Origin of the sequence: Paenibacillus cisolokensis (assembly GCF_018403665.1) — a bacterium.
GTDB lineage: Bacteria > Bacillota > Bacilli > Paenibacillales > Paenibacillaceae > Paenibacillus_AH > Paenibacillus_AH cisolokensis.
Window position 1 is genome coordinate 1 of the sequence record NZ_BOVJ01000004.1, and the last position, 11563, is coordinate 11563.

Here is an 11563-nt window from a genome sequence, read left to right on the forward strand (position 1 = left end):
TTTTGTCTTATAGCGGTCTCGTCCGCCACCGGACATTGAGGCAGAAGAGTAGCCGTCGCGATTATGTTGCTGTCGGACCGCTCCAGCGGGCCGATGTCGCCGGCGATAGCCGAAGATGGCTATGCCCAGCGGGCCGATGTCGCCGGCGTTAGCCGAGGATGGCTATGCCAGCGGCCGCGATGTCACCGGCGATAGCCGAAGATGGCTATGCCCAGCGGGCCGATGTCGCCGGCGTTAGCCGAGGATGGCTATGTCAGCGGGCCGCGATGTCGCCGGCGATAGCCGAAGATGGCTATGCCCAGCGGGCCGATGTCACCGGCGATAGCCGATCGACCCTATTCCGACGGGGCAGGGGCGCCGGTAACAGCTGAAGAGCGGTGAATACTGCAAAAGTGCAGGATTTTCGCCCCTGACGGATGTCTTTGGCTCAAATTACTGCGAAAGTACAGGATTTTTTGATCGTTTCCGTCTTACACGACGCTTGGAGGTCAAAAATATTGTATAGTCGCAGGAATTTGAGCGTTCGGGCTGTTAATAGCGGAAAAAACTGCACTTTTGCAGGATTGGTTTTGAGCCGGGGGTAACTTATCGAATACCCCCTCGCCCGCCAAGCTGACAAATGAGCCATGAACATGTGAGACAGCCACGTTTTATTACAGAGCGTCCGCATTATTACGGAACGTTTGCATTATTGCCCGCATTATTACGGAACGTCTGCATTATTGCAGAGCGTCCGCATTATTACGGAGCGTTTTTGCATTATTGCCCGCATTATTACGGAACGTCCGCATTATTACAGAGTGTCCGCATTATTACAGAGCGCCCGCAACGGCACCGTCTAAATTTTACAGGGTAATTACCTATACTCTTCAGGAAGTTGAAACCGCTGTCTTGCCTGTAAAATAGTGAGGAGTCGAATCGACAATACATCGGGAAAGGAGGAAGTGGAATGTCTACGGCAGCGGAAACGAACGGAGCGGGGGCTGCGCATAAAGCTCGGAAATCGTTATGGATCAAGCTGAAGCGTCAGAGATATCTGATGCTTCTTCTGCTTCCTTGCGTCGCCTTGACCTTCGTGTTTTCCTATATGCCTTTGTGGGGATTGTTGATGGCCTTTATGGACTACAGGCCGGGGAGAGCGTTTTTTGATAATCCGTGGGTCGGATGGAAGCACTTCGAGTATTTCATCGTTTATTCCGGAGACTTCTTTACCATTTTGCGAAATTCGATCGTGCTGAGCCTGCTCGCCATGGCTACGATCACGCCGCTGGCGATCTTGTTTGCGATCGTGTTGTTCGAGCTGCGGCTTAGAATGTTCAAACGGGTCGTGCAAACGATCTCCTATTTTCCCCATTTTGTATCATGGGCCATTGTGGCCACGATCTTTTTCAGTTTCTGTCGCTGGAAGGCTGGCTGAATACGTGGCTGATCCGACTCGGTCTGTACGACAATCCTTATTTCTTTCTGGGAGAACCGAAGCTAATATGGCCGATCCTTACGCTGGCCAACTTGTGGAAAGAACTGGGCTGGTCGTCCATCGTGTTTCTGGCTGCGATCGCCTCCGTCGATCCGAGCCTGTACGACGCCGCGTATGTCGACGGCGCCAGCCGCTGGCAGCGCATTCGCTACGTCACAATTCCGGGCATGATGCCGACGATCAGCATTATTCTCATTTTGTCGGCCGGATCTCTTCTGAACACGGGATTCGAGCAGTATTACCTGATGGGCAGTCCGGCGACGTGGGAATATTCGGACGTTATCGATACGTATGTCGTCCGTTACGGCCTGAGCATGGGACAGTTTTCATTCGCAACCGCTGTCGGGTTGTTCAAGACGGCGGTCAGTCTGACCATCCTCTGGATCGTCAACACCGTATTGCGCAGGACGAACGGATATTCATTATGGTAGCAAGCCGGAGAGGAGGCTGCAGGTATGAAAGAATCGTGGGCTGACCGTTCGTTCACCTATATTTCCGTTTCCTGTTGTGTTTTATTGTCGATCGTGATGGTTTATCCGCTCTATTATTTGCTCATTTATTCGTTCAACGATCCGGTCGACGCGTCGAGAGGCGGTATATGGCTGTGGCCGCGCCAATTTTCGCTCGCGCCTTATGAGACGATATTTGCTACGCAGAATCTGCTCTCGGCGGCCTGGATTTCCGTTTCGAGAACGGTGCTGGGCACCTTTTCTTCCGTATTGTGCACGGCGGTGCTGGCGTATGCGTTAAGCCGCAAGGAATTGATCGGGCGAAGCTTCTTCTCGAAATATTTTCTGATCACGATGTTTGTCGGCGGCGGTCTGATTCCCTACTATATGACGCTTCGCTGGGTCGGCCTGCTGGAGACGTACGCGGTTTACATTATTCCGGGTTTAATCGGCGTATTCAATATGCTGCTTATGAAAGCGTACTTCGAGAACTTGCCCGACGGCCTGATCGAGTCGGCATCCATGGACGGGGCCAACGATATCTACATTTTTTTCGCATTGCGCTGCCCCTGTCGATGCCGATTATCGCGACGATTTCCATTTTTAACGCCGTCGGCCACTGGAACAGCTGGCAGGACAATTTCTTCTTCACCTCGAACTCGCCGGAATTGACGACGCTGCAGCTCATATTGGTGAACTTGCTGAAAACGGCGAACGTTTCGATGTCGGCGGCGAATCTCAATCTGGACGCCATTCAGCGGCAGAAGATGACGCCCGAGTCGCTCAGGGCGGCGATTACGATTCTCGTCACGACGCCGATTATTTTGATCTACCCGTTCTTCCAGAAGCATTTCACCCAAGGCATTATGCTCGGTTCCATTAAAGGCTGACGGTCCGGTTTCTGCAATTTGGCCGTACAATTCCTTTACTTCGCCGGATGGTGACAGGCAATGGCGTGACTCATAATGAAGGTGTGACAGACATGACCAATCTATTTGCAGGGGGGAGTCAACACAGCTATGAACCGACAAGTCAAATCGATCGCTGTCATCTCGCTTGTCTTTGCTCTTGTATTCTCGGTCGTTGGCTGCAGCAAAGAGAGTACGGGCGAGGACAACGCGAACAGTAGCAATGCGCCGGGCAGCGACAGCGACGGAAATGCGAACACCGATCCGATCAAGCTTACCGTCTTCTGGGGCGGAGCCGATCCGGGGCAAATGCCCGAGGAAGATCCGATCCACAAATATATTCGGGAGAAGCTGGGCGTTGACGTCGAAGTTCTGTATACGGCCGGCGATGCAAACCAGAAGCTGAACCTGATGCTGGCGAGCAAAGATTATCCCGACGCTATAGCGCTCAAGGAAGGCGACGAGATGGCCGCTTACGTAAACAGCGGCTACATCGTCCAACTGGACGATTATATGGCCAAGTACGCGCCGCATCTGAAAGAGCGGCATGACGCGCTTGCCAGCGGGTATTCCAGATATGAGAAACCCGGCATGTGGTCGGTTCCCGGCGGATTCGGATACAGCAAGGAAAATCCGTTAATCGAGCCGATGATCGGAATCCGGTATGACTTGTGGAAGCAGCAAGGTTATCCGAAACTGGAAACGCTGACAGACCTGTACGAGTTTGCGAAGAAAGCGCAGGACGCCAACCCGACGGTCGACGGACGCAAAGCGTACGCGTTCTCCGCCTGGTTCGGCGATTGGGGGTTCTGGGCCTATCATGCGATGTTCAGGCTGGGCGGAGTGAGCGGCTGGTTCGGCCCTTACGATTTCAATGACAATGCGCGCTATACGTGGGTACCGTTTTCGAAGGAATTTATTCAGATCGCGAAATTTTTGAACCGTGCCGTTCGCGAAGGGTATGCCGATCCGGAAGGCGCCATTCAAAACCATGAGCAATATATGCAGAAGCTGAACGACGGCCGAATATATGTCAACTATTACGGCGGAGACTGGATGGACGGCGTGGCGAACCGGTCGCGCATCGCCGCAGGCAAGCCGGAAGAGCGCATCATCCCTTATCCGTGGCTGAAGCTGGACGGCTATGACGGACAGCCGATTACAGGGCAATATTTTCCGAACGGCGCCGGATTCCATTTGTTTATTACCGACAATGCCAAAAATCCGGAGGAAATCATCAAGCGTCTGTCCTGGTTGTGGACGGAGGAAGGCAACGTATTGACCGGCATGGGGCTTGAGGGCGTGCATTGGGATTATGACGAGGAAGGCTTCCGCAAACCAAAGCCCGAGCTGATCGAACTGGCCAAGTCCGATCCGAATTGGCAGGAAAAACCGGGATCGGAAAATGGCGTCCGCTGCTTGGAGGGTACTTCGACGGATTCGATTCCAAAGGAGACGCCTTTAACCTCCATGAGAACAAATATTATCTGGAAGGCAGCTACGATGAAATCGATCGTGAAATTTTTGAAGCGCTCCATGTGACCAACTATAACGACCTGCCCAAGGTCGGCATGACGAAGGTGGATTGGTGGCTGGGCGGTCCGGACCAGTTTGAACCGAACAGTCCGGAAGCGATGACGTTCCAAAAATGAACGACTCCGTGCAAGAGTATTTGCCCAAATTGTATCTTGCGAAATCCGAAGCGGAATTCGATAAAATATTGAAAGAGTTCCAGGACAAAAATATCGCCTTGGGGTATAAAGCGATCGAGGACATCATTAACGAGCGGATTCGGGACAGCTGGGAGAAGAACAAAGACAATCTTGACAAATTTTGATCCGGCCAAATGCGCAATCGAGAAAAAACCGGCGCTTTACTATTCCGATAGACTGAAATTATCCGGCGATTATCGATGCGAATCCGAAACGCAGATGCCAGCCAATACGATGGTGAGGTGATCGGGGTGGCGGTTACGGCGAATCAAATTTTTGGATGCGGCTAGAAGGTCGGCGAGCTTGTCGACAGGGCGCTTGCGGCCGGAGGGAAGGCTTACAGCGACCCTGCCGATCACGGATTTATGTACACCCGGAGCTTCCAGGACGTTGACGGCCATCTGTGGGAATTTTTCGATATGGATCCCCAGGCGATCGAGCAATAACGCAGCTTAAAGCCCGTTCCGCCGAAATGACGGTGCGGGCTTTGCGCTTCGCGCATTCGGGATCATGCTGGAGCGGGCGTGCAATCGAGATATAAAAAGAAATTCATAAAGATTCTGAAATTTTTCCCGTATTTCCATCCAATTTCGGCGCTATTTACCATGAACAGGACTTGAGCCGCCCAATTATTCGGAATAAAATTTTGTTAGCACTCAATATTACCGAGTGATAATAACATAGTCGAAAGGAGGGAGAACATGAAACGGTTAAGCAGAAATGCAATTCGCCGCCTCTTACGATCTGCAGCGGTTTGGCGAAAGCGCCCGCTCAAAATTCCTCCCAAAGCCTGATATGGCCGCATCCCGCAGAAAACTCCTAAAAACTTCATAATCGAAACAAAAGAAGATTTTTTAAAACCAATGATTTTTACTGGGCAAGTCGAGCAAGATCAAGCTTGTCCACAAACAAAATGCGCAATACGTAGTTGCTTTTAGGGGACCGCGTATTACGGAGTTTTGTTGGCCGAAAGGCGTGAGGATCCCTGGCTTTAAACAATGCTTCTTTTTTTATTTTTAGGAGGGTGGTTCGAAATATGAATGCACTGCTGCTTGCTGGAGGACTGGGAACACGGTTAAGACCTTTGACGGAAAATTTGCCCAAGCCGATGGCTTTGGTGGCTAACCGCCCTTGGCTGGAACATCTGATCGTTCATCTGAAAAAACAGGGGATTCGGCACTTTGTTATCGCGGTAAAGCATTACCCCGAAGTGATTGAGAACTATTTCGGCACGGGCGAGAAATGGGGCGTAAACATTCAGTATGCCGTGGAACAAACGCTGCTCGGCACTGCCGGTGCCATCAAAAACGCCGAGCCTTATCTGGACGACCGGTTTATCGTCATCAATGCGGATATCGTTCATGAAATCGAGATCGAGCCGTTGCTCGCATTCCATAAACGACACGGGGGAGGCGTGACGATCGGATTAACCGAGGTGGACGACCCGACGCATTACGGCGTTGTCGAGCAGGACGGAGAAGGACGCATCCTCCGTTTTGTGGAAAAACCTCGCCTGGAAGAAGCGCCTTCCAATCGGATCAATGCCGGAATATATGTAATGGACAAAGAGATGCTGCGCTATATTCCGGAACAACAGGAGGTATCGATCGAGCGGGAAACATTTCCTTTACTGATTGAAAAGGGGGAAGGAGTCTACGGGACCGTCATTTCCGGTTACTGGATGGATATGGGGACGAAAGAGCGGTACCGCCGTATCCACTGGGACTTGTTAAATCGGGCATACCGGCTGCCGCTTCCGGGCCGGCAAAACGGAAAAGGAATCTGGATCGGCAAAAACTGCGATATTCATTCCGGCGTACTGCTGATTCCTCCGGTTCTGATCGGGGACAATGTAAAAATCGGAGAACGCTCCATTATCGGACCGTTTAGCGTGATCGGCAACGATTGCGTAATCGGAAAGCATGTGCGCTGCGCGGAGACGATTATGTGGGACCGCTGCCTGGCCCATAACGGTGTCGTGATGAACAATTGCATTTTCGGATACGATCTCGAGATCGGTTCGAAGCATATTTTGCACGAAGCGGTGATGAGCCGGATCGGGGTGTTGCAGGCATGACCCGGATCGCTTATGTCAGCACTTACGTACCGCAAAAGTGCGGTCTTGCGACCTATACGTTTCATTTAAGACAGGCGGTGAACGGCGCGAAGGACTGGAAAGGCAAAGACCCGGTCGTCGTGCTTACCGGCAACCGGCAGGAGCCTGTCGAAGACCCGATTCTGTGGCCGCTGCGCCGCGACGAAGCGGACGATTACGTGAAAATGGCCAGAAGAATCAATCATTCCGATATCGACGTCGTATCCCTTCAGCATGAATTCGGGATATTCGGCGGCGAAGCGGGAGCCCATATACTGCAATTCATACGGCATTTGGAAAAGCCGCTTGTGACGACGTTCCATACGGTATTTGAGCGGCCTCTTCCGCCCTATCGCGACATTCAGCAAGAAATAGCCGAGAAGAGCGCGAAAATTATCGTGATGAATCGCAAGGCGATCGAGTACTTGCATGAATCGTTCGGCGTTCCCGTCGAGAAGATATGCTTTATCCCGCACGGCACGCCCGAGCCGGATCCCGATCGAAGAGAAGCGTTCCGGCAGCAATTGAACTGGAACGGCCGCAGCGTCTTGATGACCTTCGGCCTGTTGAGCCGCGGCAAAGGACTGGAGCTGATTTTGAACATCCTTCCCGACATCGCCAAGCAAGTTCCGGATGTGCTGTATGCGATTGTCGGACAAACGCATCCGGAGGTGAAAAAGCGGGAAGGCGAGCGTTACCGGGACGAACTGCGGGAGCTGATCCGCAGCAACGGCATGGACGCGCATGTCGTCATGATCGACCGGTACATGGAAGAGTCCGATCTGGTCAAGCACATTATGGCTTGCGACATTTACGTGACGCCTTACCCGGGCTTGCAACAAATTACTAGCGGAACGCTGGCTTATGCCGTAGGACTGGGAAGGCCGGTATTGTCTACCCCGTATTCGTACGCTACCGATTTGTTGCGCGACTACCCGGAACTGTTGGTCGACGCCGGGGACGCGGCTAAGTGGACGGAGAAAATCGTTTCGCTTCTGAAAAATCGCGAGCGGCTGGAAGCATGTGCCCGCAATATGGGGCGCATCGGCCAAACGATGCACTGGCCGGAAATCGGCAGACAACATGCGGCGTTGTTTGCCGGGGTGAGAGAAGTTGCAAACGTCCGTTAATCGTTTCAAACATATTCTCCGTCTCACGGACGATACGGGAATCGTGGAGCATGCTCTCGGCCGGATTCCCCGCCGCAAGGAAGGGTACAGCACGGACGATCAGGCCAGAGCGCTTTGGGCTTGTCTGGAATGGCTTGATTTGGCCGGAGAAGAGGAAGCCGGGAAGCTGAACGATCTGATCGATACTTACTTGGCTTTTCTGCTATGGGTGCAAAAGGATAACGGGCATTTTCACAACAATATCGCGTACGACCGCACGCAGGAGAAGGAAGCGCCGTCGGACGACTGCCTGGGGCGCTGCTTGTGGGCAGCCGCGCTTGCGCTGGTGCGCTTGCGGGAGCCGGAGCGCCGCGTGGCGGCGGAGACGGTGCTGGAAAAGGCGCTGACGCAAGTGTCCGCGATGCGCTTCCTGCGCGGGCAGGCTTATGCGATGTCGGCTTTAAGCCTGTTGATCGCTCACCGCTATCCGCATCATTTGATGAACGAGCTGGAAATGCTGACGCAAAGGCTGGTCGATGCTTACCGTTCGCAGGCCGCTGCCGGCTGGAACTGGTTCGAGCCGGTCGTCTCGTACAGCAACGCGATCCTGCCATGGGGGCTGCTGAATGCGTATGAAGTCGTCCGGGATAACCGGATTTTGAACGTGGCGACCGAAAGCCTCGATTTTCTAATCCGGTTGTCGACGAATGAAAAAGGGCAAATTCGCCCCGTCGGCAACAAAGGGTGGTGCGGCCGCGAAAGCAGAGCGCTGTGGGACCAGCAGCCGATTGACGTCATGAAGCTGTGTCTGGCCGCTGCGAAAGCATTCCAGATAACGGGGACGACCCGTTATGCGGAAATTGCGGCGAAATGCCGGGACTGGTTCTATGGGGAGAACGATGCGGGCGTTTCCATGGTTAACGCGGCCGAAGGAAGCTGTTACGACGGATTGACGGATACGGGCCCGAACCTGAACCAGGGTGCGGAAGCGGTCATCTCTTACCTGATCACAGAGGCGCTTTATCTGAAACAGATCAATCAGAAGAGAGAGGTGGATCATTATGCAGCTTGCACAACGTAATACGACTCGAATTCCGGGAGACGTGTTTCGGGAGTACGATATTCGCGGCAAAGCCTATGAGCAAATCGATCTTCCTTTCTGTTATCTGCTCGGCAGAGCGTTCGGGGAAAAGGCCGGAGCGGACGGCGCGAATACGGTGGTGGTCGGACGGGACAACCGCAAATCCTCGCCTGACTTTCACCGGGCGCTCATTAGCGGACTGCAGCAATCCGGCTGCCAGGTCATCGATATCGGCGAAGTGACGACACCCATGTTCTATTATGCGCTGGAATATTTGAAGCGCCCGAGCGGCGTCATGATTACGGCCAGCCACAATCCCGGAGACGAGAACGGGTTCAAGATCGCAATGAATTATTCGACGATCTACGGAGAAGCGATCCAGGACTTGCGAAAAGCGATGTGCAGGCTGGCGGAAGAAGACAATCTGCCGTCAACGTTCGATTGGAATATGGATTTGCTGCAGCGGCAAGACATCGAAACGCCCTATTTGTCTATGCTGAAAGAAAAAATCGTGCTCGGACCGCGCAAGTTGAAAGTCGTAGTCGACTGCGGGAACGGCACGCCATCGCCGTTCGCTCCGAAGGCGTTGAGAAATTGGGGCTGCGAAGTGGTGGAGCTGTACTGCCAATCGAATCCGGACTTTCCGAACCATCATCCGGATCCGGTCGATCCGAAAATTTGACCGATCTGATCGAGCGGGTGAAAGCCGAGCAGGCCGATCTCGGCATCGCGTTCGACGGAGACGGCGACCGGCTCGGCGTGGTCGACGAGCAGGGTAATATTTTATGGGGCGACCAGCTTATGATCCTGTTCTGGCGGGAAATTCTTCCCAAATATCCGGGCTGCGAGGCGCTCGTGGAAGTCAAATGCTCGAAGGCGCTTATCGAAGAAATCGAGAAGCTGGGTGGCAAGCCGGTGTTTCATCGAACCGGGCATTCGCATATCAAGGCCTCGATGCGCAGGCTGAATACGCCGTTTACCGGCGAAATGTCGGGCCATTTGTTCTTCCGCGACGAATATTTCGGATTCGATGACGGGCTGTATGCCGCCGGGCGGCTGCTGAGAATCGTGAGCCATACGGACAAGCGTCTTTCGGAATGCTTTGCGGACGTGCCCCGCTATTGCGCGACGCCCGAGACGAGGGTTCCGTGCCGGGAAGATGAAAAAACCGGCATTTTGAACAAGGTGAAGCAGCATTTCCGCGGAAGTTACGAGACGGTTGAAGTGGACGGTGTCCGGGTGCTGTTCCCCGACGGCTGGGGACTTGTCCGCAGCTCCAACACACAGCCGATCCTGGTGCTGCGGGCGGAAGCGGAATCGCAGGACGGGCTGAAGCGGATTAAAGCCGAGATGGAAAAAGCGCTGCGCGCAGCTTCCCCTCAATTGCCGATCATGTGGTGACCGGTGACCGGTTCTGAAAATCGCATTGACACTATGGCAGGCATGTGTTAAATTTTGGTTAAATGCATAGTAATCATATGGGAATGCCTACCTGACAAGTTGGAGGCCTTGTTCTCTTGTTCGACGAGAGTTTCAAGGCCCCTTTTTGAACTGAAAAAGCCCATCAGACCACTGAAGGCTCTAGTTGCAATGATGCTGCGGCATGTTGCAATGACGAGCTTTTTTCATTTTCGGGAGGAGAATTTGATGAAGGTGCGTTTTTCCTGGTTTACGCCGACGAACGGCGACGGCGAACGAATCGGTCTGACCAAGCCCGAAAGGGAACCCGATCCGGACTACATCGTTGCAGTGGCCAAAACGGCAGAACGAGTGGGGTTTGACGGGATTTTAGTCCCTGTCGGAACCCCTTTTCTGGATTCCTGGATGGTCGGCTCCGCTGTCGTTCACCATACGTCCAAAATCCGCCCGCTCATTGCCATTCGTCCCGGTTTCATCGCGCCGGCTTTGTCCGCCAAAATGGCGGCGACGCTGGATCAGTTCAGCGGCGGAAGAATCGACATCAATATCGTAACCGGCGGATCGCCGTACGAACTCGGGCAAGACGGGGATTTTCTGTCCCACGATGAAAGGTACAGCCGCACAAGCGATTTTATGAACGTGCTGAGGAAGCTGTGGGAAGAAAAGCAGGTCGATTACGAAGGTCCATTTTATGCTGTGAAGGATGCCGTTCTGATCCCGCGCAATAAACAACCGAAAATCCCGGTGTTTTTCGGCGGTTCGTCGGATGCCGGCAAAGAAGTTGCCGCGCGGCACGGCGACGTGTATTTGCAGTGGGGAGAACCTGTCGAAGAGGTGCGCCGGCAAATCGAAGATGTGCGGGCAAGGGCGGGCAAGTACGGAAGAACGCTCGAATTCGGCATACGCATTCACGTTATTGTCCGCGAAACCGAGAAGGAAGCCTGGGAAGCCGCCGACAGGCTCGTCTCGGATATCGACCCGGCGGTCGAGCAGCGGATGAAACAGTATTACCGGGAAGCCGATTCCGTGGCCCAGTCGAGAATGAACCGGTTGCTGCAAGGCGATTACCGGTTTGACAAATACAAATGGGCCGGCATCGGACGGGTTCGCAAAGGAGCGGGCACGGCCGTCGTCGGAAATCCCGAGCAGGTCAGAGAAGGTCTGCAGGAATATATCGATATTGGCGTGACGCATTTTATACTTTCCGGGTTTCCCCATTTGGAGGAAGCCGAACGAACGGGACAATTACTGCTTCCTTTATTCGAAAAGAACGATTCCCTGCAGCGGCAAGCATAGCGGGTACGAAACAATTA

Annotated in this window: 11 protein-coding genes and 2 pseudogenes; all 13 read left to right on the forward strand. The window is 53.5% G+C overall.

Translation table 11 applies throughout. From position 1 onward, the window contains the following. The first annotated feature begins 949 nt into the window (after positions 1-949). The 13 genes and pseudogenes from PACILC2_RS00415 to PACILC2_RS00465 all read left to right on the forward strand — a co-directional run bounded on the left by PACILC2_RS00415 (position 950) and on the right by PACILC2_RS00465 (position 11546). Positions 950-1417, forward strand: coding sequence for an ABC transporter permease family protein (locus tag PACILC2_RS00415; RefSeq protein WP_213526744.1), 468 nt, complete (start codon positions 950-952; stop codon positions 1415-1417). Further along, entirely contained in the window at positions 1363-1908 is a 546-nt protein-coding gene (locus PACILC2_RS00420; protein WP_213526746.1) for an ABC transporter permease subunit, read from the forward strand. Before PACILC2_RS00415 ends, PACILC2_RS00420 begins: the two co-directional genes overlap by 55 nt. 24 nt (positions 1909-1932) lie before the next feature. Continuing rightward, positions 1933-2598: a carbohydrate ABC transporter permease gene (locus tag PACILC2_RS00425; RefSeq protein WP_213526748.1), complete on the forward strand. Its 666-nt coding sequence runs from the start codon at positions 1933-1935 to the stop codon at positions 2596-2598. 20 nt (positions 2599-2618) lie between these two features. Further along, a complete protein-coding gene (locus tag PACILC2_RS00430; protein ID WP_213526750.1) occupies positions 2619-2816 on the forward strand; it encodes a hypothetical protein in 198 nt (65 codons plus the stop codon). Between the two features lie 129 nt (positions 2817-2945). Next, a complete protein-coding gene (locus PACILC2_RS00435; RefSeq protein ID WP_213526752.1) occupies positions 2946-4376 on the forward strand; it encodes an extracellular solute-binding protein in 1431 nt (476 codons plus the stop codon). A 106-nt stretch (positions 4377-4482) separates the two neighbouring features. Beyond that, the gene (locus tag PACILC2_RS00440; protein WP_213526754.1) at positions 4483-4671 is read left to right on the forward strand and encodes a hypothetical protein; all 189 of its coding nucleotides are present in this window, start codon (positions 4483-4485) and stop codon (positions 4669-4671) included. A 165-nt stretch (positions 4672-4836) separates the two neighbouring features. Further along, positions 4837-4992: pseudogene (locus tag PACILC2_RS26035) on the forward strand (VOC family protein); the annotation flags it as partial. 590 nt (positions 4993-5582) lie between these two features. Continuing rightward, positions 5583-6623 (forward strand): nucleotidyltransferase family protein, encoded by a 1041-nt coding sequence (locus PACILC2_RS00445; protein ID WP_062492857.1) that lies wholly within the window; start codon positions 5583-5585, stop codon positions 6621-6623. Continuing rightward, positions 6620-7771 (forward strand): glycosyltransferase, encoded by a 1152-nt coding sequence (locus PACILC2_RS00450; RefSeq protein ID WP_062492858.1) that lies wholly within the window; start codon positions 6620-6622, stop codon positions 7769-7771. The genes PACILC2_RS00445 and PACILC2_RS00450 overlap by 4 nt, the downstream gene beginning before the upstream one ends. Further along, positions 7755-8831: a glycosyl transferase gene (locus PACILC2_RS00455; RefSeq protein ID WP_213526757.1), complete on the forward strand. Its 1077-nt coding sequence runs from the start codon at positions 7755-7757 to the stop codon at positions 8829-8831. Before PACILC2_RS00450 ends, PACILC2_RS00455 begins: the two co-directional genes overlap by 17 nt. A 78-nt stretch (positions 8832-8909) precedes the next feature. Then, positions 8910-9890, forward strand: a pseudogene (locus PACILC2_RS00460) (phosphohexomutase domain-containing protein); the annotation flags it as partial. Positions 9891-10016: 126 nt separating this feature from the next. Continuing rightward, positions 10017-10232, forward strand: a complete 216-nt coding sequence (locus PACILC2_RS29825) for a hypothetical protein (RefSeq protein WP_504739373.1) — start codon at positions 10017-10019, stop codon at positions 10230-10232. A 246-nt stretch (positions 10233-10478) separates the two neighbouring features. Then, positions 10479-11546, forward strand: coding sequence for an LLM class flavin-dependent oxidoreductase (locus PACILC2_RS00465; protein WP_213526759.1), 1068 nt, complete (start codon positions 10479-10481; stop codon positions 11544-11546). The last annotated feature ends 17 nt before the right edge of the window (positions 11547-11563 follow it).

Bases quoted from the DNA above. Each gene is read 5' to 3' on its own strand.
- PACILC2_RS00415 (WP_213526744.1), top strand. From the start codon at position 950: ATGTCTACGGCAGCGGAAACGAACGGAGCGGGGGCTGCGCATAAAGCT.
- PACILC2_RS00420 (WP_213526746.1), top strand. From the start codon at position 1,363: ATGGGCCATTGTGGCCACGATCTTTTTCAGTTTCTGTCGCTGGAAGGC.
- PACILC2_RS00425 (WP_213526748.1), top strand. From the start codon at position 1,933: ATGAAAGAATCGTGGGCTGACCGTTCGTTCACCTATATTTCCGTTTCC.
- PACILC2_RS00435 (WP_213526752.1), top strand. From the start codon at position 2,946: ATGAACCGACAAGTCAAATCGATCGCTGTCATCTCGCTTGTCTTTGCT.
- PACILC2_RS00440 (WP_213526754.1), top strand. From the start codon at position 4,483: ATGAACGACTCCGTGCAAGAGTATTTGCCCAAATTGTATCTTGCGAAA.
- PACILC2_RS00445 (WP_062492857.1), top strand. From the start codon at position 5,583: ATGAATGCACTGCTGCTTGCTGGAGGACTGGGAACACGGTTAAGACCT.
- PACILC2_RS00450 (WP_062492858.1), top strand. From the start codon at position 6,620: ATGACCCGGATCGCTTATGTCAGCACTTACGTACCGCAAAAGTGCGGT.
- PACILC2_RS00465 (WP_213526759.1), top strand. From the start codon at position 10,479: ATGAAGGTGCGTTTTTCCTGGTTTACGCCGACGAACGGCGACGGCGAA.